At 42.1% G+C, this 26,961-nt stretch carries 22 protein-coding genes, 1 tRNA gene and 1 pseudogene; 7 read left to right on the top strand and 17 right to left on the bottom strand.

Annotation, left to right across the window (positions count from 1 at the left end; genetic code table 11):
* Positions 1-7: 7 nt before the first annotated feature.
* From fusA to PHH40_04695, 4 genes are all read right to left on the bottom strand, one after another.
* On the bottom strand, positions 8-2,113 hold the full coding sequence (gene fusA, locus PHH40_04710; GenBank protein ID MDD2767024.1) for an elongation factor G: 2,106 nt from the start codon (positions 2,111-2,113) through the stop codon (positions 8-10).
* Positions 2,114-2,249: 136 nt separating this feature from the next.
* Entirely contained in the window at positions 2,250-2,717 is a 468-nt protein-coding gene (gene rpsG / locus PHH40_04705; GenBank protein ID MDD2767023.1) for a 30S ribosomal protein S7, read from the bottom strand.
* A gap of 112 nt (positions 2,718-2,829) precedes the next feature.
* Complete coding sequence (gene rpsL / locus PHH40_04700; protein ID MDD2767022.1) at positions 2,830-3,249, bottom strand: 30S ribosomal protein S12; 420 nt, start codon at positions 3,247-3,249, stop codon at positions 2,830-2,832.
* Between the two features lie 231 nt (positions 3,250-3,480).
* Positions 3,481-4,203 (bottom strand): site-2 protease family protein, encoded by a 723-nt coding sequence (locus tag PHH40_04695; GenBank protein MDD2767021.1) that lies wholly within the window; start codon positions 4,201-4,203, stop codon positions 3,481-3,483.
* Positions 4,204-4,463: 260 nt separating this feature from the next.
* On the opposite strand from PHH40_04695, the pseudogene rpmB reads away from it, so the two are divergent.
* Both rpmB and PHH40_04685 read left to right on the top strand, forming a co-directional pair.
* A pseudogene (gene rpmB, locus PHH40_04690) lies at positions 4,464-4,628 on the top strand (50S ribosomal protein L28).
* 223 nt (positions 4,629-4,851) lie between these two features.
* Positions 4,852-5,523 (top strand): hypothetical protein, encoded by a 672-nt coding sequence (locus PHH40_04685; GenBank protein MDD2767020.1) that lies wholly within the window; start codon positions 4,852-4,854, stop codon positions 5,521-5,523.
* 301 nt (positions 5,524-5,824) lie between these two features.
* Here PHH40_04685 and PHH40_04680 read toward each other — a convergent pair whose 3' ends face one another.
* The 12 genes from PHH40_04680 to PHH40_04625 form a co-directional block, all read right to left on the bottom strand.
* A complete protein-coding gene (locus PHH40_04680; GenBank protein ID MDD2767019.1) occupies positions 5,825-6,430 on the bottom strand; it encodes a nucleoside-diphosphate kinase in 606 nt (201 codons plus the stop codon).
* Between the two features lie 138 nt (positions 6,431-6,568).
* Positions 6,569-7,195: a hypothetical protein gene (locus tag PHH40_04675; protein MDD2767018.1), complete on the bottom strand. Its 627-nt coding sequence runs from the start codon at positions 7,193-7,195 to the stop codon at positions 6,569-6,571.
* A 155-nt stretch (positions 7,196-7,350) separates the two neighbouring features.
* Positions 7,351-10,935, bottom strand: coding sequence for a DNA-directed RNA polymerase subunit beta' (gene rpoC / locus PHH40_04670; GenBank protein ID MDD2767017.1), 3,585 nt, complete (start codon positions 10,933-10,935; stop codon positions 7,351-7,353).
* A gap of 51 nt (positions 10,936-10,986) precedes the next feature.
* Complete coding sequence (locus tag PHH40_04665; GenBank protein ID MDD2767016.1) at positions 10,987-14,409, bottom strand: DNA-directed RNA polymerase subunit beta; 3,423 nt, start codon at positions 14,407-14,409, stop codon at positions 10,987-10,989.
* A 388-nt stretch (positions 14,410-14,797) separates the two neighbouring features.
* Positions 14,798-15,109, bottom strand: coding sequence for a hypothetical protein (locus PHH40_04660; protein MDD2767015.1), 312 nt, complete (start codon positions 15,107-15,109; stop codon positions 14,798-14,800).
* A gap of 78 nt (positions 15,110-15,187) precedes the next feature.
* Positions 15,188-15,778, bottom strand: a complete 591-nt coding sequence (locus PHH40_04655) for a hypothetical protein (GenBank protein ID MDD2767014.1) — start codon at positions 15,776-15,778, stop codon at positions 15,188-15,190.
* A 92-nt stretch (positions 15,779-15,870) separates the two neighbouring features.
* A complete protein-coding gene (locus PHH40_04650; protein MDD2767013.1) occupies positions 15,871-16,794 on the bottom strand; it encodes a Fic family protein in 924 nt (307 codons plus the stop codon).
* Between the two features lie 124 nt (positions 16,795-16,918).
* Positions 16,919-17,980, bottom strand: a complete 1,062-nt coding sequence (locus PHH40_04645; GenBank protein MDD2767012.1) for a hypothetical protein — start codon at positions 17,978-17,980, stop codon at positions 16,919-16,921.
* A gap of 45 nt (positions 17,981-18,025) precedes the next feature.
* Complete coding sequence (locus PHH40_04640; GenBank protein MDD2767011.1) at positions 18,026-19,165, bottom strand: hypothetical protein; 1,140 nt, start codon at positions 19,163-19,165, stop codon at positions 18,026-18,028.
* Between the two features lie 13 nt (positions 19,166-19,178).
* Entirely contained in the window at positions 19,179-19,928 is a 750-nt protein-coding gene (locus PHH40_04635) for an N-acetylmuramoyl-L-alanine amidase (GenBank protein MDD2767010.1), read from the bottom strand.
* A 100-nt stretch (positions 19,929-20,028) separates the two neighbouring features.
* Positions 20,029-20,289: a hypothetical protein gene (locus tag PHH40_04630; protein ID MDD2767009.1), complete on the bottom strand. Its 261-nt coding sequence runs from the start codon at positions 20,287-20,289 to the stop codon at positions 20,029-20,031.
* 28 nt (positions 20,290-20,317) lie between these two features.
* Positions 20,318-20,644: a hypothetical protein gene (locus tag PHH40_04625; GenBank protein MDD2767008.1), complete on the bottom strand. Its 327-nt coding sequence runs from the start codon at positions 20,642-20,644 to the stop codon at positions 20,318-20,320.
* 94 nt (positions 20,645-20,738) lie between these two features.
* On the opposite strand from PHH40_04625, the gene PHH40_04620 reads away from it, so the two are divergent.
* The 3 genes from PHH40_04620 to PHH40_04610 all read left to right on the top strand — a co-directional run bounded on the left by PHH40_04620 (position 20,739) and on the right by PHH40_04610 (position 23,332).
* Positions 20,739-22,718 carry a lamin tail domain-containing protein gene (locus PHH40_04620; GenBank protein ID MDD2767007.1) on the top strand — a complete coding sequence of 660 codons (1,980 nt, stop codon included), beginning with the start codon at positions 20,739-20,741 and terminating at the stop codon, positions 22,716-22,718.
* A gap of 78 nt (positions 22,719-22,796) precedes the next feature.
* Complete coding sequence (locus PHH40_04615) at positions 22,797-22,970, top strand: hypothetical protein (GenBank protein MDD2767006.1); 174 nt, start codon at positions 22,797-22,799, stop codon at positions 22,968-22,970.
* A 5-nt stretch (positions 22,971-22,975) separates the two neighbouring features.
* The gene (locus tag PHH40_04610) at positions 22,976-23,332 is read left to right on the top strand and encodes a hypothetical protein (protein ID MDD2767005.1); all 357 of its coding nucleotides are present in this window, start codon (positions 22,976-22,978) and stop codon (positions 23,330-23,332) included.
* Between the two features lie 289 nt (positions 23,333-23,621).
* Here the strand turns inward: PHH40_04610 and PHH40_04605 are convergent.
* A tRNA-Gly gene (locus PHH40_04605) sits at positions 23,622-23,692 on the bottom strand.
* A gap of 377 nt (positions 23,693-24,069) precedes the next feature.
* On the opposite strand from PHH40_04605, the gene PHH40_04600 reads away from it, so the two are divergent.
* Complete coding sequence (locus PHH40_04600) at positions 24,070-25,482, top strand: DUF4012 domain-containing protein (protein MDD2767004.1); 1,413 nt, start codon at positions 24,070-24,072, stop codon at positions 25,480-25,482.
* A 37-nt stretch (positions 25,483-25,519) separates the two neighbouring features.
* Positions 25,520-26,961 (top strand): threonine--tRNA ligase (gene thrS / locus PHH40_04595; GenBank protein MDD2767003.1); only part of this gene is annotated, 1,442 nt, incomplete at its 3' end.

Here is a 26,961-nt window from a genome sequence, read left to right as displayed (position 1 = left end):
AACAATATTATTTTGCCTCTCCTGTTGGAGTGCGTGAGCCGATAATTTCAGTAGCGACGTTGTTTGGTACTTCGGCATAATGACCGAATTCCATCGAATAGTTCGCGCGCCCTTGTGACATAGAACGCATCTGTGTCGCGTAGCCGAACATCGAGGATAGTGGCACTTCACAATGGATTTCTTTCACAGCTGATGTTCCTTCGCCTCGTGCATTCATTTCTTTGATCACACCACGCTTAGAAGAAATATCTCCGACGATATCACCCATAAACTGTTCCGGGGTAATCACCACTACTTTCATAATTGGTTCGAGAATAACTGGACGAGCTTTGCGACAAGCATCTTTGAAAGCCATCGAACCAGCAATACGGAAAGCAGCTTCTGATGAGTCGACATCATGATAGGATCCATCATATACTGTGGCCTTGATATCTACCATTGGGTACCCTGCGAGAACACCGGTAAGCATTGCTTCCTGCACACCTTTGTCAATAGGTTTGATGAACTCCTGAGGAATAGCACCACCCTTCACTTCATTGGCAAACTCATATCCCATACCAGGTTCTGCTTGAGGTTCCACACGGAGCCAGCAATGACCATATTGTCCACGACCACCCGACTGACGAATGAACTTTCCTTCTGATTCTGCTTTGTCACGGATCGTTTCACGATACGCTACCTGAGGACGTCCGACATTTACTTCTACTTTGAATTCACGTTTCATACGATCGACGAGAATATCAAGATGGAGTTCTCCCATACCCGACATAATTGTCTGACCTGTTTCTTCATCGGTATGCACGCGGAATGTCGGATCTTCTTCGAGAAGTTTCTTCAAAGCCATACCCATTTTTTCTTGGTCGACTTTGGTCTTTGGTTCAATAGAGATATCGATAACTGGCTCTGGGAAAGTGATCGATTCGAGAATCACTGGGAATTCAGGATCACAGAGAGTGTTCCCTGTTGTGGTCGCTTTCATACCGACGAGCGCTCCGATATCTCCCGCTGTCAATTCCTCGATTTCTTCACGGTGATTGGCATGCATACGGAGGATGCGTCCAATACGTTCTTTCTCATTCTTCGTAGAATTGAGTACGTACGATCCTGCCTTCACGGTACCAGAATACACACGGAAAAATGTCAGCTGTCCAACAAATGGGTCAGTGGCGATTTTGAAAGCGAGTGCAGAAAATTTCTCATCATCACGAGTTTCACGAATCACTTCTTTGTCCGTCTTCATATCGATACAGGCTACTGGAGGGATATCTACTGGTGATGGGAGATAATCCACAACGGCATCGAGCATCAGTTGAACACCTTTGTTACGAAGTGCGGTTCCGATGAGCACCGGATGCAACTTCACATCAATAGTTGCTTTACGGAGGACCGTCTTGAGTTCTGTGACAGAAATTTCCTCGGCGTTCAAATATTTTTCCGTGAGAGCATCATCTGTTTCAGAAATTTTTTCCACCATTTTTTCACGCCACTCTTTTGCTTTGTCCAGATATTCTGCTGGGATTTCTCCTTCGATAACTTTTTCTCCCATTTCTCCTTCGAAGGTAAACGATTTCATTGTCATAAGATCAACCAAACCGTAGAAGTCACCACGAAGCCCCATCGGATATTGGATAGCAACAGCATGAGGAGTGAGGCGGTTCACGATAGAATCGAGCGCTTCTTCAAAAACAGCTCCTTCTTTGTCAATTTTGTTGATAAAACACATGCGAGGCACGTTGTACTTTTCCGCTTGACGCCACACGGTCTCGGATTGTGGTTCGACGCCTTCCTTTCCATCAAATACCACGACACCACCGTCGAGTACGCGAAGTGATCGTTCTACCTCTACAGTAAAATCCACGTGTCCAGGAGTATCGATGATATTGATATGATGTCCTTTCCAGAAACAGGTTGTTGCAGCAGAAGTGATAGTGATACCACGTTCCTGTTCTTGCTCCATCCAGTCCATCGTAGCTGCCCCCTCGTGTACCTCACCTATCTTGTGCGTGATACCGGTGTAAAAGAGAATACGCTCTGTCGTCGTGGTTTTTCCAGCGTCGATATGAGCAATAATTCCGATATTACGATACTTATCAATGGGGGTTTTTCGGTCCATAATGATAAAAAGAAAAAAATTATTATTTTATATACTTTCTCCCTAATGAAGAAAAAAGATTCACGACAATGAGAGAGAAGAAAACTGACTGTTCTCATTCTATAATCTTCCATCGTGAATCTTTTCAAGCTTTCAATTAGGCGAAATGAGCAAATGCTTTGTTCGCTTCGGCCATACGGTGAGTCTCTTCACGCTTTTTCATCGCAGATCCGAGTTTGTTCGAAGCATCCAGGAGTTCATCGGCCAGCTTTTCTGCCATTGCCTTCCCTTTACGTTTGCGACAAGCTTCTCTGATCCAACGCATTGCGAGCACTTGACGACGTTCACCGGAAACCGGTACAGGTACCTGATAGTTCGCACCACCGACACGACGAGATTTGAGCTGAAGGAGTGGTGATACGTTCTTGATCGCTTGTTCAAAAGTGTTGAGACCGCCTTTTTTGGTACGTTCGTGAATGATGTCAAAAGAATCATAAATAATCTTTTCTGCAACACTCTTCTTTCCATTCCACATAATCATACCAACGAAATGACCTACAAGAGGATTTCCGTACAGAGGATCTGGTTTCCATTCACGTGTAAATTGTCGTTTTCTTCGTGGCATATATTTTAATTCTAAATTTCAAATTTTAAATTCTAAAACAATTTTAAAGGTTTTTAATTTTTGAAACTCGGATTTATTTTGAAATTTATAATTTAGATTTTGAAATTGATAACTAGTCTTTCTTCTTATCTTTCTTTACACCGTACTTCGATCGACTCTGTTTGCGAGCGGTAACACCAGCTGAATCGAATATTCCACGAACGATGTGATAACGAACACCTGGCAAATCTTTTACGCGACCACCACGAATCATCACAATCGAGTGTTCCTGAAGGTTGTGTCCTTCACCTGGGATATAGGCAGTAACTTCCATACCATTCGTCAAACGAACACGAGCAATTTTTCGGAGAGCTGAGTTTGGTTTCTTTGGAGTAGTTGTAGACACCTTGATACAGACTCCACGCTTGAAAGGACTATCGTGTAAGGTATTACGATTCTTGATACTGTTCGTAGAATACGTCATCGCAGGAGACTTCGACTTGACGATAGCTGATGTACGAGGACGCTTGATAAGCTGGTTGATCGTTGCCACAGGAGTAAAAAAAGAAATTAAATATCGTATTGAAAATATAAATGTTCCTACAGAGAAACAAAAAAGCCTGAGGCTTTTCGTACTGCTTATACTATAGAAAAGTGTGAAACTTGTCAACCCCGCCCGCAACGCTTCGCGAAGCGTTGCGGGCGGGCCCGTAAATCCTCTTCAATTTGTATTCATTAAGTTACCGATTTTCTCATTTTTACGATCAAAAAAATGAACACTTCTTTACAAGGCAAACCGGAGGAAGAGACTCAAGACAAAGTTGATGAAAATACTAATAGGAGCAGAAACAAAGAGAATCACTATTAAAAGCAGAAACAAGCCATATTGCTCGAGGAAAAACATCGTTCTTTCACGAATTGGAAACAATACGTACAGAAGTTTGGAACCATCAAGTGGTGGTATAGGAAGAAGATTAAAACACGCCAAAACAACATTCCAAAAAATAACCAAGAGCAATAGTCCGAAAAAGACACTCGACAGCGATCCAGAAAGAGACTCTGCAAGCAATGAGAAGCGATCCATAAAATCCCCTCCACCACCAACGACCCCAATAAAACGTTCCATAATATCTCGTTTGACCAACGGTGTCAGGGGCAATATTTTCGCAATAAACGCGGCAATCATAGCAAGCAAAATATTCGATCCAGGACCAGCGAGAGCAACCCAAACTGGCCCCCATTTCTGATCACGGAGGTTGTAAGGGTTATACGGTACTGGCTTGGCCCAACCAAAAGCAAATCCTGTACTAAAAAACAGAAGTATCGGAAGGATAACCGAACCAAACGGATCAATATGCTTGAGCGGATTCAGATTGAGACGATCGGCATATTTAGCAGTCATGTCGCCAAGCCAGAGCGCCGTCACTCCGTGTGATACCTCATGAATGATCACAGAATAAATGAGTGTCAATATATAGAATCCAATCAATACTATTTCATTGGCCATATTTTTAAGAAGAAGAAATTATGAATAAAGTAATGGTATTTTCTCAAATTTTTTCTTTTCTGAACTCCTGGTCGTTGCCGGTCATATTTGCGGAGAAAGGGAAAGAAAAGGAAAGATTTGGAAAAATACTCGATATACCTTCTGATACCTCACTTACAAGAGGCAGTGTCTTGGCACGTCGCTCGCGAGCGACGGTGCGTGCCTTGCCAAAAGACTACGTATATGATACCTTACTTTACATAATATATCTAGATACTCTTATGAGCCGAACATGCCAACTCACCGGACGTGGAACCGCCACAGGAAATGCCCGTAGTCATTCCAATATCGCTACTCGTCGCACATTCAAGATCAACCTCCAGACCAAGCGTGTCGGTGGTGTGAAATTGAGCCTTTCCACTCGTGCCCTTCGCACCTTGGCCAAAGTCACGAAATAGTCGTTTCTTTGATTACTCTCTTTTTTCTGAATCAAAAATCCTCCCCACAAACTCACGGGGAGGATTTTTATAATTCCTAACAATCCCTTAAATGAAAGCTTATTTTCATTTGAAGCGAGCGACGAAATTTCAAGTACTACAGCAGTGTTTCTATTTTACTTTGTATACCTCTTCTTCTATACTACATTGTATAAAGTACTCAGCACACAGTATGCTTTCTCTCCAAAATAATTCTTGGGCGCGTATTCTGTTCCAACTCATAGGGACTACTCTTATTCTCGTACTTGTTCCCTCTGATATTATCAAACTTTGCCTCTTTCTTCTCTTCTGGTGGATAATGTTTTACCCGCTCAGTAAAAAAGAAATTGTTGCATTCATACTCATATCTGTAGCAATGACACTCAATGATATCGCTACTGTCGCAAACGGGGTATTCTTCTTTACCACTACAACATTTTTCGGTATACCCTACTTTCAGACGGTACTCTGGGCGTTTTATTTTCTTCACTGGACTCGTGTGTATATGAAAGCAGACTTCCATGTCTCACAAAAGAGACTCTTTCCTGCGCTCGCACTTCTTATACTGCTTCTCGGAACACTGTATTTCGCAGGAACACATGATATTCGTTTATTCTTTCTCGGTATTCTTTTCGTGATAACAGTATTCTTCTATCACACATACAACGATTGGTGCATGTTTCTCTATGGTGTATTTACGGGACTCGTTATCGAAATCGCTGGTACACAGAGCGGGCAATGGTACTATACGGGCGAATTTCTCAGGATACTCAACATACCATACTGGATCTTTCTTGTTTGGGCACTTGCTTCCTGGCTTGTCGGACAGATACTCCTACCCCTACTCCAACCACAGAAAAAATAAATAATTTCATTGTCGGGCTGCTGGGAATCCCTGTCCGCCTCTGGTGGGGAACCAGACCTATAAGCTCCGGGGAATTTAACTTCATTGTCGGGGCGCGGAGAATCGGACTCCGACTACAAGACCCCCAGCCTTGCGTACTACCACTATACGACACCCCGACAATAAAGATAAAGCTTCGCTGAAATTCCCGTAAAAGTAAAATCATTTACTTTTACCCCCATGCATACGTACTGCCGATATACTACAGCCCGAAAGAAAAAAGCAGTCTCATCCATACGAGACTGCTCACTTCGTAGAAAATCTATTCCAAAATACCATCAAGGTTTACATCATACAAAATTTGTTCTTGTACGAGACGATAATTGATAATTTCTTTTTCATCAAACCAGATAGGAATTTCTTTTTCTGCTTCTTCCCAGTTCTCTGAACAATGAATGAGATTACGTACTGCGCGGTTATCGAGAGCGGAAAGGCCGTATGAATCAATAGTAAAATCTCCACGAATCGTACCGATATCCGATGTTACAGGTTCAGTACTTCCGACAATTTTTTTCACAATAGTGGTCGCACCGTGCCCTTCAACAACAGCGACGAGACTTGGTCCACAAACGATATATCCCACAACCGTTCGAATAATATCTTTCCCATATTCGATAGCTTCCTTCTCTATTGGGAGATTGTTTTCTTTGCGATCATTTACCATTCTTTCCCCTTTCTTCTGGTACCATTCATCATCCTTGTTATAGTGTTTCCAGCATTGGTCTTCTGTTGCGATATTGAGTTTCATCGCAGTAAATTTGAGTCCTGTACGTTCGATACGCTTGATAATTTCCCCGATAAGTGTTCGCTGGATAGCATCCGGTTTGAGGATGATGAGTGTACGCTCTCTTTTCTCGTATGTTGCCATAGACATTACGTTTATCAACTTAATACAATTTATATTGCCCATTATGACACCCTCTGGTCATTCTGGCAATATTTTCACCAAAACAATCCCTTCTATGAGGGATTGTTTTCTTGGTTTTCATTCTTTTCTCTAGAAATATTATTCCTGTGTTCTCATCAAGAACTTGTACTGCGTTCTGAGAAGATCAGAATTCTGAGATGCGAGAGGAGTGAAGAAGGTAAGGTATTCACCACTCTTTATCCATTTTCCAGTTGGCCATCTAGCTCCGACGGCGCTTCCTTCAATCTCTGTTGTCTTGACATATTTATCACAGAAGACTTTCTCCACTTTGTCAGTCACTGCGTCGTCACATTTGGTGATATCAAAAACCAATGTTTCAAGCTGACCCCCTTGTTTCGTATAAAAATCCTCATGATCTTTGATAGCGCTTCCGGCACATTCTACCATCGTATCTGAAAAAATATATTCACGTACAGGATCATACGCGTATTTCGCTTCGGCCTGACATTCTGTCGATTCCTGTGCTTGAGCGAGAGAGATAACGCCAAATCCGTATTGTTCATTTTTATAAGTATTGGGTTCCTCTGCCAGCGGTACCGATTCAGGCTCCACAGTCTTCTGTACCGAGATATTTTCTGGCATCACTGTCGGTGCAATAACTACTCTCTCTGTACTCTTTCTTCCGAGAAGAAAGAAGATGAAAGCGACACTACTCACAGCAATAAACATGATTACTACTTTTTGCCAATTGATTTCTGTGTCCATATTTTTGTATTATTTTTGTATGATTTTATTATACCACAATTTTTTTTCACGTCGAGAAGAAAATATATTTTCAATGTCAATAAGAAAAATCAAAAAGAAAACACCCTCTGATATATTCAGGAGTGTTTTCTTTTTTGTCAGACAACAAGGGTTGCCTAAGCTCGAGGCTGTCCTGGTTCACGATACCCAGTACCAGCAGGAATGAGACGTCCGATAATGACGTTTTCCTTGAGTCCTCGCAAACGATCTTCTTTACCAGCGATAGCAGCATTGATGAGCACCCGAGCGGTCTCCATAAATGATGCAGCAGAAAGGAAAGATTCGGTTGAGAGAGCTACTTTGGTAATACCAAGTACCATAGATTCACCAGTAGCTTCACGTCCTCCGTCTTCCACGGCTTTTTCGTTGGCATCGAGGAATTGATCCTTCTCGACAATATCTCCCGGAAGAAGCATTGTCTCTCCTGGATCGACGACACGAATACGAGACATCATCTGACGAATAACTACTTCGATATGTTTATCATTGATCGCTTCACCCTGTGCGGCGTATATTTCTTCGATTTCACGAACGATATAGCGATGCACCGTTTCTTGACCCATCACAGTGAAAAGTTTGTGGAGATCGAGATGCCCTTCGGACAGAACGGCTCCGACAGAAACGAGGTCGTTCTCTTTTACGCGAAGTGCCACATTGATAGGAGCCTGATACTCATAGAGTTTCTTCTCATTATCCTCTACAGTAATTTTCACTACTTTGGCATTTTCTTTGATGATTGATTTCACTTGTCCATCGACTTCGCAAAGAATAGCCTGGGTCTTCGGGATACGAGCTTCGACGATTTCTTCGACGCGTGGCAAACCTTGAGTAATATCTGATCCGACGACACCACCGACATGGAACGTACGCATCGTGAGCTGTGTTCCTGGTTCACCGATAGCCTGAGCAGCAACCACTCCGACTGATGCTCCGAGTTTCACGAGTTCACTGCGACCAAGGTCGATACCATAACAGAGACGACATACTCCTCGACGAGATTTACACGTGACCAAACTACGGATTTTTACCTTCTTCACATCCTTATTTTCGATGAGTTTGGCCTGAGCCTTATCGATGAGATCACCTTTCTTTGCGAGCACTTCCTTCGTTTCAGGAGCAACCACATTTTCTACCAACACTCTGCCTTCGACACGAGCTGCGAAGCTATGTCCAATAGCGTCAGAGTCTTCACGATAGAGGAATGCTCCTTCGGTATCCTTACAGTCTTCTTCTCGTACGATAATATCCTGAGCAACATCGACGAGACGACGAGTGAGGTAACCAGCAGAAGCAGTACGGAGAGCGGTATCAGCCATACCTTTACGAGCTCCGTGAGTCGAGATGAAATATTCGAGAACGTTCAAACCTTCTTTAAATGAGCTCTTCACAGGCAGTTCGATTGTTTCACCGGTTGGTCCGGCCATAAGACCTTTCATACCAGTCAACTGAACAACTACTGATTCAGATCCACGAGCCTTGGAATACACCATGGCGTACACTGGACCTTCTTTATCGATCGAAGCACGTACAACATCAGCAATCTTGTTTTTCGTTTCGTTCCAGATTTCGATGACGCGATTTTTTCGTTCTTCATTCGTCAAAAGACCCATGTTGTATTGACCCTTGACTTCAGCAATGTGCTCTTCAGCTTTTGCCATCAATGCCACTTTCTCTTTTGGAACGATGAGATCATCCATACCCCAACTGATACCAGATTCAGATACCGATTTGAATCCGAGATCTTTCATACGATCAGCAAACTTGGCTGCTTCATCTTGACCAAGGGTTTCGATGATGCGAGACATAATCACTTTGAGATCTTTCTTGATCATTTCTTCATTGAGGAATCGAAGGCTTTCTGGAAGAATATCATTGAACAAAATACGTCCTACTGATGTTTCGATCATTTTTCCTTCCCACAAAAGTTTCACAGCGACGTTTACTGCCACCAATCCGTTCTGATAAGCAAGAATAGCTTCATCCATTGTTCCAAATGCTTTCCCTTTTCCTTTTCCTGTTTCTTTGATGTGTGTGAGGTAATAAATACCAAGCACCATATCGAGCGTTGCAGAAACAATAGGTTCTCCAGAAGCTGGTTTGAGCAAGTTCTTGGAAGACAACATGATCGTTGCACTTTCATGACGAGCCTGATCAGTCAGCGGTACGTGAACAGCCATCTGGTCACCGTCGAAGTCAGCGTTGAACGCAGAACACACCATAGGATGGAGACGAATAGCCTTACCTTCAATAAGTACTGGTTGGAATGCCTGAATAGAAAGACGATGGAGAGTTGGGGCGCGGTTCAGAAGTACGTAGTGGTGCTCGATAATTTCATCGAGAATCTCATAAGCTTCTTCTGTTTCAGCATCTACCATTCTTCCTCCGGTACGCACGTTGTGTGCCAATTCTTTTTCGATGAGTTTATTGATGATGAAAGGTTTGAAAAGTTCGAGTGCCATTTTCTTTGGCAAACCACACTGATGCAATTTCAAGCTCGGTCCAACGACGATAACGGAACGTCCAGAATAATCGACGCGTTTTCCTAAGAGGTTTTGACGGAAACGACCCTGTTTTCCCTTGAGTGCATCAGCGAGAGAACGGAGGGCACGACGCTGTCCAGTCGAAGCAGCTGTCGAAGCCTGTCCACGACGAGCACTGTTGTCGAAAAGTGCATCCACTGCTTCCTGCAACATTCTTTTTTCATTGCGAGTGATCACTTCTGGAGCACCGATCGAAATCAATTTTTTGAGACGATTGTTACGATTGATGATACGACGATAAAGATCGTTCAAATCAGAGGTCGCGAAACGACCGCCATCGAGAGCCACCATTGGACGGAGATCTGGCGGAATCACTGGGATAGCCGTCGGCAACATCCATTCAAAACGGAGATTTGCTTTCTCAAATCCTTGGTACACTTTCAAACGTTGCAGAAGTTTTTTCTGATCCACTGATTCGTTCGCATCCAATTCTTCTTTGAGCACCTGGAGCTGTTTCTTGACATCAATTTTTTCCAAGATTTTTCTGACTGCTTCAGCACCAATACCAGCAGTGAAGACCTGTCCAAAACGACTGGAAAGATTGAAATAATCGATTTCTGAAAGAATCTGATATGGGCGAAGATTACGGATTTCATCCTTGGTAGAACGATACTGTTCTTTGAGTTCATCAATAACCTTGTCCTGTACGAGCGCATCTTTGCTGTTGTCTCCTTTCAATTCTTTCTGTTTGTTCTTGTACTCTTTCTCGAGCTGTTCGAGTGACTGAGCTTTGAGACTTTCATTCACTTCCATAATGATGTAGGAAGAAAAATAGATCACTCGTTCGAGATCCTGAGGAGAGATACCGAGTACCAATCCGATTTTTGATGGAACACCTCGGAGAAACCAGATGTGAGATACTGGTGTCGCGAGTTTGATATGTCCCATACGTTCACGACGAACAATAGAACGAGTCACTTCGACACCGCATTTATCACAGACAATTCCGTTGTAACGAATTCTTTTGTATTTCCCACAATAACATTCCCAATCTTTGGCAGGACCAAAAATCTTCTCGCAGAAAAGTCCATCTGGCTCATACCTTTGAGTGCGATAGTTGATTGTTTCTGGTTTGGTGATTTCACCGTGAGACCATTCAAGAATCTGATCGGTGCTCGCGAGTGTCAGTCGGACGCTCTCGAAATCACTTACCTTCGTAATATTTTCCATAGTTTTTAACGTTGAATAGAAATAAGATAAAGAAAGTAGAGACTAGACTGTTTCAGCATCGACGATTGGTGCCATTTTCACAGGAGCATCATCATCTGATTCAGTTTTGACTCCTTTCAGTTCAACATTGAGACAGAGACCTTTCATTTCATTGATGAGAACATGGAAGGAAGCTGGCAAGTTTGGACTCTTGATTGGTTCTCCTTTGATGATCGACTCGTAAGCCTTGGAACGACCTGCGACATCATCGGATTTGATGGTCAACATTTCTTGGAGAGTATAAGCAGCGCCGTATCCTTCGAGTGCCCACACTTCCATTTCTCCGAAGCGCTGTCCACCGAACTGTGCTTTACCACCGAGTGGCTGTTGGGTAATGAGAGAGTAGGGCCCGATGCTTCGCATGTGAAGCTTGTCTTCGATCAAGTGGTTCAGTTTCATGATGTACATGACACCCACGGTTGACTCGTTGTCGTACGCTTGACCCGTTCTTCCATCGATCAGTTTGATTTTTCCGTTTTCTGGAAGACCAGCAGCTTTGAGCTCTTTCTTGATATCACCTTCGGAAACACCATCGAGAGCCATGCTCGCTACTTTGTATCCGAGTGTCTTGGCAGCCCAGCCCAAATGAGTCTCGAGTACCTGACCCAAGTTCATACGAGAGGCGACACCGAGGGAGTTCAATATAATATCGACTGGAGTTCCATCAGGGAGGTATGGCATATCTTCTGCGGCAGCGATATAAGAGATCACACCTTTGTTACCGTGACGTCCAGCGAGTTTGTCACCAACAGAGATCTTACGCATCTGAGCAATCGATACCTGAATTTGCTGAAAGACACCCATTGGAAGCTTGTCACCACGTTCACGAGAGAAGATTTTCACATCGACGACTTTTCCGTGTTCACCATGTGGGAGATAGAGAGAAGAGTCTTTTACATCACGAGATTTCTCACCGAAAATAACACGGAGCAAACGCTCTTCAGCAGTCAGATCACCTTCACCTTTTGGAGTGATTTTTCCGATAATAATGTCACCGGAAGAAATCTCTGCGCCAATACGGATGATACCACTTTCGTCGAGGTTCTTCAGACGATCTTCTCCAATATTCGGAATATCACGAGTGACGACCTCAGGCCCAAGCTTCGTATCGCGTACGTCGATCGAGAAATCTTCGATATGGACAGAACTCCAACGATCAGCCTGTACAACTTTTTCTGAAACGATAATAGCATCTTCATAATCATACCCGTGCCATGCGAGGAAGGCGACAACCATGTTTTGTCCCAAAGCGAGCTCTCCATGATCAGTCGAAGCACCATCGGCGAGCATTTCACCCTTGGCAACTTTCTGACCTTTCTCTACGCGTGGAATCTGGTTCATACTCGTAAACGCGTTGGACTTCTCGAAACTTTGCAAAATATATTCTTGATCAAAATATTCTTTTTTGGCACCAGCTGGGGATTTGGAACGGACGACAATATGTCCACCATCGACAGCGATGACTTCTCCTGCAGAGTGAGAAAGTACAACCTGTCCAGAATCACGAGCAGCCTTGTCTTCAATACCGGTTCCGATGATTGGTGCCTCAGGGACGATACAAGATACTGCCTGACGTTGCATGTTCGAACCCATGAGAGCACGGTTGGCATCATCATGTTCGACAAAAGGAATCAGAGCGGTAGCGATAGAAATACATTGCTTCACAGAAACATCGATGTAATCGACAACCTCTGCTTCGATCGTTTCTGGATGACCTTTCACACGAGCCTCGACCATTCCTTGGACGATGTTGTGATATTCATCGATTTCGATACCAGCATGAGCAATAATTTTTTTGTCTTCGACAATAGCATTCAAATATTCGATATCGAGTGTCACGAATGGTTTCACTTTGACTGTTTTTCCTTTCATTTTTTCAGCTACTTTTTTGGCCATGTCTTCAGCCAACATATCACCACTCTTAGCAACACCAGCGACATCTTCAGTAAGGATACGATTAACGAGCTCTTCTTTGGTAGCTTTCACTTCTTTCTTCACGATGAGGTATGGGGTTTCGAGAAAACCATATTCATTCACACGAGCATACGAAGCGAGATGACCGACGAGACCGATGTTTGGACCTTCTGGAGTTTCGATAGGACAGATACGTCCATAATGAGAATGGTGAACATCACGCACTTCAAATCCAGCACGTTCACGTGTGAGTCCTCCAGGACCCATAGCAGACAAACGACGCTTGTGTTCGAGTTCTGCGAGAGGGTTTACCTGATCCATAAACTGTGAAAGTTGTGAGCTCGAGAAGAACTCTTTCACTGAAGCAGCGACTGGACGAGGGTTGATGAGCTGTCCAGGGACGACGGTCTCAGGATCACAGGTACTCATTCTGTCTTTGATATTACGTACCATTCGATAGATACCGACACGGAGTTTATTCTGAATGAGTTCTCCGACAGCACGTACGCGTCGATTACCGAGATGATCGATATCATCAGGACGAGCTTCTAAATCATTATTGAGTCGGATTACTTCTTTCACGATAAGAATAAGATCATCGGTATTCAAGATACGATTTTCTTCTGTATCCTCTCGTTCGATACTCAAACGCTGGTTCAATCGGTAACGTCCAACAGCTCCGAAATCGTAGCGTTCAAAATTGAAAAACATTGCGTTGATCATCTGACGAGCGTTCTCTTCGGTAGCGAGATCTCCAGGACGGAGACGCTTGTAAACTTCACGGTAGGCTTCCCCTTGATTGTTTGCAGGATCTTTGATGAATGTCGCATCGAGATACTTCTGCTCTTCTTCATCAACAAATGCTTCACGGATATGTTTTTCATCGATACCAAAAGCCTTGAACAAACTCGTGATAGGCAATTTACGCTTGCGATCGATTTTGACAGAAATCACTCCGTCCATATCAGTTTCGATTTCGAGCCATGCTCCACGATTCGGGATAATTTTTGCACCAAAAAGTTTCTTTCCCTTCTGATAGTCCATGGTAAAAAACACTCCTGGGGAGCGGATCAGCTGACTGACCACAACACGCTCGACACCATTGATGATGAATGTTCCGCGTTCTGTCATGATTGGGAAGTCTCCCAAATAGATTTCCTGTTCTTTTACTTCACCTGTCTGCTTCATGAGAAGCGTCGCCTTAGCACGGAGTGGTGCTTCGTACGAAATATTTTTATTCTTCGAAACAAGAGCACTATACTTCGGTTCGTCGAGATAATATTCGTCCACAGTAAGCTCGAGATCCTTACTTGTAAAATCAGTGATAGGGTTGATTTCAGAAAAAAGTTCCTTGAGACCCTTATCCCAGAACCACTGATACGAGTCTTTCTGGACTTCGATCAAGTCTGGAAGAGAGACCATGATACGGTTATTAAAAAAACGACGTTTCGAGAGAGAAGACTCTTTTCCAAAAGAATCTTTCACCCGCAATGCTTTCTCTGTGTTGGACATAAAAACACACTCACGTGGACACTCCTTGGATCAAAACAGGATTTGAAACAAGTAGGACAAATGAGATTATGGGATAAAACTATTGAATTATGGAGGCCGTCAACTGCACCATTTCGCTTGAATGTTAGCTTCTTTCTCAATTTAAGCAACCATTCTAACCGATTTTCGCCCTCCAGACCTGGCACCAACAGGCGATTCGACACAGAAAAGTTAACACACTTTTCAAAACATACATTCGATAATACCAAGCTTCGTCCACTCTGTCAAATGAAAACCAAAAAATGGCTCAGACGGGCCTTTGTACTATAAAATATATCCTTTTATTTTTGGATGCATCAAAATATTTTTTTCCTCTCTGACTGAAAGTATTGCTCCCAGTCTCGATGAATCATTTTTGATTTCCCTCTTCAGAATCCTTCACAGGATGAGAAAAGGTCACACCAAAAGTATACACTCTTTTTACTGTTTCCGCAATGCGCATCGATGTATAATTGTCTGGAATTTCTGAATCAATAACGAAATCAGTCACTTCGTCCGCCCTGAGATTATTTTCTGCGAGCAAATCAGCGATTCCCTGAAAGAGTCTCCGTCCCATATCTCTCCCCTCTTCCCATTCTTTTTTCCCCAACACCAAACCATCCTTCGACAAAGAAAGCTCGCTCTTTTCTTTTTCAATTTTCAAATTGAATGTATAGGCCATATGGATAAATTTTCAATTCTCAATTTTTAATTTCTAAACAATTTTCAATACTACAATTTCGAAATTTTTTCAATTCAGTCACTTCATCCGAAAATAGGCTAGTACAACTGGCAGCCATATGATTATTTCAAAAAATGAAACTAGCGTGATTCTGATGATTCCATCCCAAAAACCAGATTCCTTTTCTCGATCCAGAGTTCGCAAACCATAAAAGCACAAAGCTATAATGACTACTGGACAAATAATGATAGGTATCCAGAGCATACCCAGGAGATATTCATACCAAAACGGAAGGTGCATCGCATTTTTATGTAAATACACAGACATAACGGGCAAAATGAAACCAGCTAAAACTAGAAACAACATGAAGCCCCAAGAAAGTTGGCGACCATACTGAATCCATTTATTCAAAGGCTTCACTGGAACCTTCACTTTTTGATAGTCATCGATATGGTGCTTCAGATACCAAACATACCCCCACAGCATTGCACTATAACTTATCACAATACCTATTAAAAACCACATTGACCACCCGCCGATACTGACATAATTTCTCAGTCCAAAAACTTTTGTCTGTACAGCCGCGAATACAAATCCAATTATCACAGCAGGTAATGAAGCATAAAAGCACATCAATATCACCTTTTCCCAAAATATACGCGTGTACATAATAGAGGCTTTAAATAATTAATTCATCTTCTTCCAATCGAAATTCCAAGGATCGGTCTTGCGTTCTGGGGCGATATCGCTGTGACCAATGATTATTTCCTCTTCAAGATACCAAAACCAAACAACGTCGCGTCACAAATAAAATCCTCGAGCTGAGTAAAATCTTCTTTGAGCTGTGCTCTCCGTAAACTTGCATAATACAATTGTTTTTCTTCCTGTTGTATTGTTGCTGGGGCAATATTCTCCCGAAGCAACATAGCCACCAAGACGAGCCTACCGAGACGACCATTGCCATCAGAAAATGGATGAATTTGCTCAAATCTTCCGTGAATATTGGAAACGTGCGTAATAACATCCTTCTGTTTTTTCTCTATAGCGAGAGAGATGTTCTTCATAAGAATTGGGACCTTCATATAATTTGCTGTCGGAACATTCGAGCCAACGATACGTACACCATGTCTCCGATACATACCAGCGTCATCCCGTATTCCATTCATGAGCATGCTATGCAATTTAAGCATGAGCATCTCGTCGATTCTTTTACTTTTTTTCAAATAGTGGAAAAGATATTGCAAAGCTGCTTGATGATTTTTTACCTCAAGTTGCTCTATAAGACTTTTATTCGGTATTGATCTGTTTTCAAACATGATGTCTGCCGTTTCATCTTCCGATAACGTCGAGCCTTCTATTTTGTTGGAATTATACGTGAGCGACAAAAGAAATTGATTATAAATATCAGAATTTTTGAGAATAATACCCAAAACAGAATCATATTTTTTTGATTCTCTTATTATTAATTCCTTTTTAGCCACCAAAACAGTTTCTGGGATATTTTTTTGACCAGTATACTCTTTGTACAAGTCATCAATGATTGTTTCGTGTTTTCTCCTTGGTTGAGATTTTTTGTTCCACCAATTATTGAACGCAACAAAAGACACACCAATTTTTGTGGCGATAGCTGTTTGAGTAAGTCCAGAAATATTCTGGATAATTTGTAACTTCTCTTTCGTATTCATATGTCCATACTACACAACTTTATAAAGTATGTCAATGCTTTGTATCTTTATAAAGTTCTAATAAACCATTTTCCAATCAAAATTCCAAGGATCGGTCTTGCGTTCTGGGGCGATGTTATTCTTCTTAGACAGGGAAGAACTTGTCTCGACAATCAATAACTTCTTGATACTTTCGCATCAAAATATCTCTCTCGACAGAATCACCAACACCATTCCACGAAACATGATCATAATAACCAATCGAGTTTCTTCTTTCTCCGCCTTTTCCTCGAATAGTAAACACTTTTTTTCCTTCTCTATTTTTTTCTATAACCAAACGTTCTTCTTTAGTAGCCTGTGGAATATATTCATCAAAGAGTTTCCTTTTAGCCTCTGCTGATAATTGAACAAATTTCTTTCCAGTACTCCCCTCGAGCTTCTCTCCTATTTTCTGTGTAGAGATATACTGATTAACATCATCTAGTGGATAGCCATAAAGAACTCCACAACGATAGGCTGAGACAATTGGTTGTGTCTGAAGATTCAAAACAGCTGTCTGAAATCCAACAAAATCAGCACGCGCCATAGACAACTCTTCCGTGGTAAAAAGAGCGCTTTCCTCCATCCTCTTCAAAGCTTTTTCCTTATCATAAACATACAGAAGATCTATTGATTCTTCTTTTTTAAATTCTTCTCCCACCTCACCATAATTCGGATGACTCATGGCAACGCCAAGTTGACGAAGAACGTTCTCACTTTGTTTCAGGTCTTGAGGGATCATTCCAACTTTCGATTTGAAAATACTCGCCAATAAAAGATTACGTGCTACTTTTGGCTGAACATATGACTCTGGTTTCATTCCGGCAATAACAAGAGACACCTCCGCCGTCAGAAGAAATTCCACAGTTTTCCGAGATAGTTTTTCGGTAGCAATAATTTCTTTCAATTGACTAAATCTCTTTTCCATCAACTCTCTTTCTTCAGAAGAAAGTCCTTCAGTTTTTTCTGTTACTGGAATCTGCTCGATATGATCCAACACTGCCTGTGCTGCCAAGACATCTTCGTCTCTTGTGGTTGCCTGCAACAGATCAGTTTGCACTGAAAAATCAAGGAGTTGTTCATCGCCCGCACTGACACTTCGTTCGAGTTCTTTCTTCTGCTGATCATTCTCTGCTGAAACGGGCTTATATTGTTCGTTTATTGACATATGATATATTAATCTAACTTTTTCCAATCAAAGTTCCAATAAAGATTATTCAAATACTTTTTTGTAAATACTTGCTTTAGTATTGCTCTTTATATCATCTTTATACATATCTAATACAGGCTGGGTTTTAGTTACTCCGCCACGACTACTCACCTCCACTTGATAGTCCTCTTTATTAGGATTCGCGATACAATCAATGATTAACTCAACATGTCTCCTTTTTAGTTGCTTCCATAGAGCGATAATCCCATCTATCGACTCATTCGTGAGATCCGGAGTTATCAAATTCAAATCTATCCACAATGAATCATTTACCACATACTTATATTTATTTTCTCTAAAATAAATAAAGATAGCCTGAGACATATGCACAAAACTATCTTTAAGTTTTTTCTTAAAAAAAATCTGCTGTTCTGATGACACTCCTTCGTTAAAATTTAAATTCCCACTGTCTATATCATCATGCGGTCTGTTTCCTTTTGCGTCTCTAAAATCAAAATCGTTTTCGTCATCTGAATACATACCGATTTCCTTTCCCATAAGAGCAATAATCATCGGCTGCAACAGTCCCGTGTTTACAGCATTGGAAAAACCATTCGACGAAAGCACATCTGCAAAAATCTCTTGCTTATCTTTACTATATCCCTTGTTTACAAGAGTAAGCAAAAACTTACTCATCCGGCCATTACCATCATTAAAAAGATGAAGCGCTGAGGTAGTCGAGGATAGCAACAGTGCAACATCTGTAAGACTCCTATTTTCCTGTATCATTTTTTTAGCTGCCTGCAATGATTGTTCTAACAAAATTGGCTTATCCTCGAATTCTGGGAAGTCCCATACAACTCCATGAGAACCAACAATAGCCACCTCTTTCCCATCTAGACCCCATGCATCTCGATTTTTATTCCGAAGTATACCATTTATACCAATAAGTAATTCTATATATTCTTCAAGCGATAAATTGAGAACAAACTGTCGGCGCGATTCTTCATTATCAAATACCTCTTCAGCGTTTTTTCCCTGAAACGCCTCTATATTTCTCGACATATTCAAAAATCGCAAAAGTTTTTCTGCTATACGCGGCCTAAACTCAGGACCACCGTCATCAACATCTTTTGTTTTTTCTTGTGTCTGATCTGCTTCTGTTGGAAGGATGGTGGGTTTGTATTGTTCACCTATTGGCATATATTTGAAAAATCTAATCTAACTTTTTCCAATCAAAATTCCAAGGATCGGTTTTGCGTTCTGGGGCGATATCACTGTGACCGACGACAGATTTGATAGGATATTTTTTCTTAAGCGATGCGATGAGATCATTCACCGCTTCATACTGTGCGCTCGTGAAAGACCCTTTTTCTGTGTTTATTATTTCAATACCGATAGAGAAATCATTGACGTTTTTCCTATTGTCCGGCATCTTGCTCACTCCTGCATGATAGGCGATATTCTTGTCCTCTACGAGGCGATATATCACACCCTTTCGGTCAATAAGATAATGCGCACTCACGCCATAGTCCTCATATTCCTTCATGATACCTGAGACAGAATACGGATCAGAGCCGTTCAGGTCATAGGAAGAATGAAGTACGATTGTATCAATACTTCGCGTATTTTTCGGAACAGAAAATCCTGCTGTCATCAGTCGATTGACGATGTCTGTTTTTTCTTCCGCTAGAACTGTTTCTTTTTTCACTTCCTCTTTCGGTTTTGTGGGAGTGATTTCTTCCTCTGCAGACTGCATCGTTTCTACCGCTTTCTGTTCGACGAGGTTTTTCACATCTTCTGCCTGCTTCTTCACATCTTCATACTTCGCAATTTCTTGTGTCATATCAGGAAGAGCAATATTGTTTATCAATACTTTTTCTTCACTTCCAGGCAAAGAAAACAAATAATATCCTGATCCTAGGATAATAATGCCCGCTGTAATAAGAAGACTGATAAGTCCCATAGATAAAAGACTACACGGTTTATTGCTTCCAGTATACTACAGGATCATTCTCTTCCCAAGAAAAAACCCGCCACACGGACGGGTTTGAGATAACGGTGAGTTATTTCTTCTTTCCTTTTTTAGCAGCACTACTCACAAGAAGCGCGACAGCAGCTCCGAGAGCGGCTCCGATACCAGCGGCAATCGCTGCAGCCTTTTCTGGATTCTTTTTGGCAAATGTTTCTACAGTCTTATATGTACCTTCGAGGTGCTTTTTGACTTTTGCCATTTCTTTCTCAGCCATTGCTTGTGTCTTATCCACTTGTGCGATCACTTTTCCTTTTACTGCTTCTGCCATCGCTGACACTTGTTTCTTATCCATATTCTTTTTCTTTGATGAATTAATTATTTTATTTACGATTCAGAAAATACGTTGTAGCAACAAACATCAGTACGGATATTCCTATGATGATGAATCCAAGTCCAGGAAATCGAAACAGGTCACTCAAAATCTGTGCACATCCTACAAGGAAGAAAATCACTCCGATGAGAGCGAGACAGAACAACATGATTTGCTTGGTCACATTGTAAGTGAACTTCTCTGCTGTCTGACGAACGGTGTCGAGAGCTCCATCAACGAGAGAGCGTATATTCTGCACAGCCGTATCCAAAAGAAACTCCATAAAACTTGTTTCCACAGACTTCTTTGCACGTACTGTTTTCTTTTCTTCTGTCATATTTTTTCTTTTGTACACTCAGTATAGCACAGAAAAAGACTCTTGGAAAGAGTTTGTCTGACATTTCTTTTTATGTTATGAAAGATGTAACAATATGAACATAAAAATATTTTCTTTTTGTTTTGTTATTCTCTTCTCTTTTGTTTTTTATTCTGATACTAATTTCGTTTCTGCATCGACGAATGCGATTATCCTAAGCGAAATACAGATTACCGGAGGGACTGGCCATACCGATGATGAATTCGTAGAACTTTACAATCCAAATTCTACGTCGATAAATATATCTGGCTATCGTCTCCGTTATAAAAATAGTGCAGGAAAAGAAGGATCAATCAAAGTAATAGGAGAAGATATCTGCATGCCAGCTTACGGATATTATCTCTGGGCCAATGGTGATGGAGTATTTGCAGATATTTCTGATACCACAACCAAAACAGGTCTTTCATCAAAATATAGCCTCGCTCTTTTTCTACCATCTGGTGCTGAAGATTCTCTTATTGACTCTGTATCATGGGAAAATGATTATGCGTTTGATACATCTGCCTATAAATTCACCACAAGCCCAACAACAAACGAAAGTATGGTTCGAGATATCACTACCAATGATTGGTTATCAAATTTCTCTCTTGTGCCGACACCGACAAAGAGCACAAGCACTCTGTGTCCTGAGCCAGATCCAATACCCAAATCAACATACGATAGCACTATTCGTCTCAATGAGTTCCTTGCTAATCCTTCTGAAAAGGAAGAAGAAATGGAGTTTATCGAACTTTACAATTCATCTGATACGATAGGAGATATTTCTCTCTGGTCTCTCCGAGACAGCAGTGCGAGTGGGAAATATATTTTTCCCGAAGGAACAACTCTTCCAGCACAAGGATTTCTTGTCATTTATCGACCCACATTCGAATTCGCTCTCAATAATTCTAACGAGACTGTTTCACTCCTCGATCCAAATGGTGAGACAAGAGACACAGTGTTCTACAAGACAGCCAAAGAAGATATCTCGTACAATAATACTTCAGCTGGCTGGAGAGGAGGTACTCCGACTCCTGGTATGGCCAATCATACAAACAGTCTTCCAGAAACGAGAGAAAAAGTACCGAAGAAAGGCTACCGAGGAGTAACTCTCGACTTTGACGCGCGAGGAAGAGATACAGAACACGACCATCTCAAATACACTTGGAATTTCGGTGATGGGCACAAGAGCTACAAAGAAACAACGACACACAAATATGAAGAAAATGGCACATACATCATCACGCTCAAAGTGAATGATGGCAAAGACGATATTCTAGAGACATTTACTCTCGAAATCATATCTCTTCCACATCCCGAAGTCCGTATTGTCGCCCTTCTCCCTAACCCTGCCGGCAATGACACAGGAAACGAATGGTTACTCATAGAAAATCGAGAAAAGAAAAAAATCAATCTGAAAGGATACAGTATCGCCACGGGATGGAAGAATCTCGTCAATCATCCTCTCCGTGAAGACTTCTTCATCAAACCGAAAAAACAAGCCTTTCTCCGTAATCCGACGGCGCTCTTCACTCTTCCCAATCAAAAAGGGAAGATAGAACTCCGTGCACCTGACGGAAAAGTATTGCAAGATATCAAATACAAACTCGATAAATCAATCGCGGACGATGTCGTCTATCGCAAAGAAAAAGGGAGTAAGTGGAAATGGGATACATCATCAGTACATGTCACTGCCCCTTCACCGAGCAAAGAACAAAACGAAAAAGAAAAAAATCCTCCTCTCATCGACGAACCAATGATCATACCAGAAATGATCGTTCCCCTAAGAGAAGAAATGCTCCCAGAAGAAATCATCAAGGAGAAAGAAACGACTAGTCCTCTCATTTCTCTCGATCCTGACCGTCCGCTCCCTCAAGACATCCTCACCTACGGCACCACTCTCGAAACACCTCACTCTCTCATTCTCGCCGTCCCTGCAGACGAAAAAATCGCGGTTCTTCCACTCTCTGACTCTTCCTCGGTCACGTCAGAAGAAACACCTCTCCTCATAAGAATCAATGCGACACTCAATGATTTTCTCAATACTGAAAACTAAAACAGTCCTCTCGAAGGTCTTGGCAAGCCTCTCCAAAGAGCCTATACTCCATCTATACCATGTGTAATATATATTCCTATGACTGAAGAAGAAATCAAGAAACGTGTCCAAGAAATCGAAGCTGTTTATCAGACATATCTCGAAAAACTCTTTACGCTCAAAAAAGAGCAGGACAATGTTATTACTGAATTCGAGAAAGTGCTCTCGAGTGAACGTATCCAAGAAATCAAAAAATCTCTCGGTTTACTCTAAATACTATGAATGAGGAAAGAAAGAAAATAGGAATGGAAAGTATCGAACATACCCCGTTCACGCCAGAATCTTCAGAATACCCCAGAATAATCGATGAGAAAGGTCTGGTACACTATGGTGGCGAAGTCATTGTCCGCATAGCAGAAAAAGCTCAGTGGGCAAGAGAAGATGCTCAAAAAGTATGGGGGCACGTCATAGGAGAGGATCCTACTCATGCAGTACTCGCAGAAAAACTCGGCGTTCAAAAACGATTCGACAACAAGAATGTAGAGATAGACACCATGACAACCGATACTGTCAAAGAAATCGAGAGACTCTCTCAATCACAAGTATCCAAAGAATCTACCGATGCGACCGTATAAACCGCTCTATTATACGCTCAAAAAAAGAAAAAGATCCCATAGAATGTGGGGTCTTTTTTCTTGAGCGAACTCCTACTTTTTGAGCGGGTAAGGAGCCCACCAAAGGCGGATAAAAATCCAACTCCTGGATCTTGAGCGAGATACGGGAATCCTTTTTGCTCCGACAAAAAGCCTGGGCGCTACACACAAAAAGCTACGCTCGCTCGCTTTCTACTCACGCCCTTCGATTTCCGTTTCAATCAAATAAAAATTAAAATCCCCTTAAAAAGGAGATGTTAATTTCTTATAGAGCGAGATACGGGAATCGAACCCGTGCCCCAACCTTGGGAAGGTCGTGTACTACCATTATACTAATCTCGCAAATCTTTCGTACTCCTAGTATAACGTCATCTCCCCGTCTTTGTCGAGAATATACGTTATTACGTAATGAATTACGTAATAACGTTACTTGGCGGTTCAACCGCTGAGTAGACACTTTTTCAAATCCTATCATAATTCCACGGCCGTGGAATTATGAATGAATTTATTTTTGATTATTAGTTAAATGTACTTGAAAGTTTGGATTCAGTATTGAAGTATACTCTTTTAACATAAAGTACATTCGGCCCTTTTCTTTTTATCAGAAAATATCTTAAACTTCGTTTTCATCAGGAATCTCGGGCTTCACAAACGGCTCCGTTCCTGATACACTGGGAGGGTGTTTTAATTCATTTTTTCCTTTTTTTATGAGCTTTTCTATGCCAGCATCTTTCACTCGCAAACGTATCATCGTATTTATCGTTCTCCTTATTTTGATCGGAGGAGGGGTCTTTTTATTCTCATATGCAAAGACCCATAAGACAGAATTCGCGGTCAATTCGCTCAGTCTCTTCCAAAAAGTTTCCAAACTCCTCCCAATCAACCCTGATACCAAAAAAGAAATCGAAGTGGTGAACAAACTGGTCGAAGCGGTAACAAAACAAGATGATACTGTTCACACGTTCCTTGTCCTGCTCCAAAACAGCGACGAGCTCCGTCCAGGAGGAGGATTCCTCGGTCAATACGCTATCATCAAAACCAAAAATGGTGAGGTCATATCAACCTTTGTCGAAGATGCGAACCTCCTCGATCAGCGTATCTCGGCTGATGTCCCGACCCCCTACCCATTCGTCCGTAAACTCCAGCTCAAGAAATGGAAATTTCGTGACTCAAACTTTTCTCCCGACTTTCCGACCAATGCAGAAAAAGCAGAGTATTTCTATCGTCTCGCTGGAGGTAGAGAGAAATTCGAAGGCGTGATTGCAGTAAATTCTCTCACCTTCAACAATATCCTTGCTCTCACTGGACCGATCCAGATCCCAGGTGATGCCAATATCTACACCAGTACTGATGGCGCACAGAAACTCGAAGAACGTGTCGAAAAAGCCTATCTCGGAGAAGATGTCCCTGCCGAACTCAAACAGGCTCGCAAAAATATCATGAAAAAACTGGCGGTGGAAATCATGAATAAAGCCGTCACCGTGGGCAATATTCCCAAGTTGGCAGAATTCGCTCACACCGAACTCCAGAATAAAGATGTCATGCTCTATTTCAAAGACCCGGAACTTCAATCACTCGTCGAGAGCGTTCACTGGGACGGAAGCGTGACCAAAGACTGGAACAATGACTATCTCATGCTCGTCGATGCTAACATGGGATCGCTCAAGACCGATTTCTATATCAAGCGTTCGCTCGAATACACTGCTGATTTCACCGGAGAGAAACCAACTGGCACCCTCGTCTACACTTATTCCAATACGGCTCCGTACGGCAACTGGCGTACGAGTGATTATCACACCTATCTCCGTGCCTACGTCCCAGAAGGATCCGTCTTCCTCACTCGTTCGATGATCAATGTCGTCACGACCAAAACCGCTTTCAACAAAACATACTTCGATGGATTCATCGATGTGGAGATCGGACAAAGCGATGTCCATACCACACTCACCTATGAGCTCCCTGCTACCGTGACTGAAGAGAATTATCGACTTCTTATCCAGAAGCAATCAGGTGTCGGTACTATTCCTGTCACCGTCCATCTCAAGACCAAAGACGGTAAAACGTTTGATCAGACCACTGAACTCAAAAAAGATCTCAACTTCTCCATTCAGACGGTAGAAGAAAAACAATAGGTTTGCATTGTAATCAAAAGCTACTATACTCAAAGATATGGAAGAAAAACTCTACAATATACGTCATTCACTCGCACACCTCCTCGCCATAGCCGTGCTCGAACATGACCGAGACGCCAAGCTCTCTGTCGGTCCAGTCACTGACAATGGATTTTATTATGATGTTGATTTCAGCGTTGGGAAAACCCCAACTCCGGAAAATTTGAAGGCGTTTGAGAAAACGATGCGAACACAGATCAACAAGAAACTTCCCTTCATCCGTACGGAGGTATCCGTCGAAGAAGCCAAGAAACATTTTGTAAATAATCCTTACAAATTGGCTATCATCGATGATATCGAAAAAAGTGGTGAAGCAGTGAGTTTTTATTCTACGGGTGATTTCATCGATCTCTGTGAAGGAAGACATGTGAATAATACAAGCGAAATCCCTGCAAAATGTTTCGCGCTCACCCATCTGGCTGGTGCCTATTTCCGCGGTGAGGAGAATGGTCCGATGCTCACTCGTATTTATGGAATTGCTTTCGCAACTGAAGAAGAACTAAAAGCCTATTTCACACAACAAGAAGAAGCGAAGAAGCGTGATCATAAAAAACTCGGCATAGAATTGGATCTTTTCACCTTCTCAGATTTGGTCGGATCAGGACTTCCGCTCTGGACTCCACGCGGTACACTCGTTCGCAATTTGCTCGATGAATACGTGTGGGAACTCCGCAAACGTTATGGCTATGAAAAAGTAGAAATTCCCCACATTACCAAGAAAGATCTCTACGAAAAAAGTGGGCACTGGGACAAATTCAAAGATGAACTCTTCCGTATCACGACTCGCGAAGGACATGAGTTTGCTATGAAACCGATGAACTGCCCTCATCATACACAAATCTATGCAAGGAAACTTATGAGCTATCGTGAATTGCCTCAGCGCTATGCCAATTCGACAGCGTGCTATCGTGATGAACAAACTGGTGAACTCGCAGGACTCTCTCGTGTACGTGCCTTCACCCAAGATGATGCTCACGTCTTCTGTCGTTTCGATCAAGTGAAAGAAGAGTTCCTCAAGGTGTGGGATATCATTCATGAGTTTTATGGCGCTTTCGGATTTGAAATGCAGGTACGTATTTCCAAACACGATCCTGCAAAACCAGATTCATACCTCGGTGATAAAGAACGCTGGCATACAGCAGAAAACATCCTCGAAGAAATAGCTAAAGAAAAAAATGCCAATGCTTTCGAGGGAATCGGTGAAGCTGCTTTCTACGGACCAAAACTTGATTTTATGGTGAGTGACGCTCTCGGTCGTTCATGGCAAGTGGCTACTATTCAGCTCGATATGATTATGCCCGAACGATTCGATTTGGTCTGCATCAACGAAAAAGGAGAGAAAGAACGCATCGTGATGATTCACGCTGCTATTATGGGTTCTATCGAACGTTTTATGAGTGTACTCATCGAACACTACGCTGGAGCATTTCCACTCTGGCT

The sequence above is a fragment of the Candidatus Moraniibacteriota bacterium genome, assembly GCA_028688415.1.
Classification (GTDB): Bacteria; Patescibacteriota; Minisyncoccia; order Moranbacterales; family UBA1568; genus UBA1568.
This window is presented reverse-complemented; position numbering and strand designations above follow the sequence as displayed.

What these genes read in the sequence shown, in the direction of transcription:
- PHH40_04640 (MDD2767011.1), bottom strand. Translation starts at nt 19,165, where the DNA reads ATGCCAATAGGTGAACAATACAAACCCACCATCCTTCCAACAGAAGCA.
- PHH40_04695 (MDD2767021.1), bottom strand. Translation starts at nt 4,203, where the DNA reads ATGGCCAATGAAATAGTATTGATTGGATTCTATATATTGACACTCATT.
- PHH40_04600 (MDD2767004.1), top strand. Translation starts at nt 24,070, where the DNA reads ATGCCAGCATCTTTCACTCGCAAACGTATCATCGTATTTATCGTTCTC.
- fusA (MDD2767024.1), bottom strand. Translation starts at nt 2,113, where the DNA reads ATGGACCGAAAAACCCCCATTGATAAGTATCGTAATATCGGAATTATT.
- PHH40_04685 (MDD2767020.1), top strand. Translation starts at nt 4,852, where the DNA reads ATGCTTTCTCTCCAAAATAATTCTTGGGCGCGTATTCTGTTCCAACTC.
- PHH40_04620 (MDD2767007.1), top strand. Translation starts at nt 20,739, where the DNA reads ATGAACATAAAAATATTTTCTTTTTGTTTTGTTATTCTCTTCTCTTTT.
- PHH40_04680 (MDD2767019.1), bottom strand. Translation starts at nt 6,430, where the DNA reads ATGGCAACATACGAGAAAAGAGAGCGTACACTCATCATCCTCAAACCG.
- PHH40_04650 (MDD2767013.1), bottom strand. Translation starts at nt 16,794, where the DNA reads ATGAATACGAAAGAGAAGTTACAAATTATCCAGAATATTTCTGGACTT.
- PHH40_04675 (MDD2767018.1), bottom strand. Translation starts at nt 7,195, where the DNA reads ATGGACACAGAAATCAATTGGCAAAAAGTAGTAATCATGTTTATTGCT.
- rpsG (MDD2767023.1), bottom strand. Translation starts at nt 2,717, where the DNA reads ATGCCACGAAGAAAACGACAATTTACACGTGAATGGAAACCAGATCCT.
- PHH40_04635 (MDD2767010.1), bottom strand. Translation starts at nt 19,928, where the DNA reads ATGGGACTTATCAGTCTTCTTATTACAGCGGGCATTATTATCCTAGGA.
- PHH40_04625 (MDD2767008.1), bottom strand. Translation starts at nt 20,644, where the DNA reads ATGACAGAAGAAAAGAAAACAGTACGTGCAAAGAAGTCTGTGGAAACA.
- PHH40_04655 (MDD2767014.1), bottom strand. Translation starts at nt 15,778, where the DNA reads ATGTACACGCGTATATTTTGGGAAAAGGTGATATTGATGTGCTTTTAT.
- PHH40_04615 (MDD2767006.1), top strand. Translation starts at nt 22,797, where the DNA reads ATGACTGAAGAAGAAATCAAGAAACGTGTCCAAGAAATCGAAGCTGTT.
- PHH40_04665 (MDD2767016.1), bottom strand. Translation starts at nt 14,409, where the DNA reads ATGTCCAACACAGAGAAAGCATTGCGGGTGAAAGATTCTTTTGGAAAA.
- PHH40_04630 (MDD2767009.1), bottom strand. Translation starts at nt 20,289, where the DNA reads ATGGATAAGAAACAAGTGTCAGCGATGGCAGAAGCAGTAAAAGGAAAA.
- PHH40_04610 (MDD2767005.1), top strand. Translation starts at nt 22,976, where the DNA reads ATGAATGAGGAAAGAAAGAAAATAGGAATGGAAAGTATCGAACATACC.
- PHH40_04660 (MDD2767015.1), bottom strand. Translation starts at nt 15,109, where the DNA reads ATGGCCTATACATTCAATTTGAAAATTGAAAAAGAAAAGAGCGAGCTT.
- PHH40_04645 (MDD2767012.1), bottom strand. Translation starts at nt 17,980, where the DNA reads ATGTCAATAAACGAACAATATAAGCCCGTTTCAGCAGAGAATGATCAG.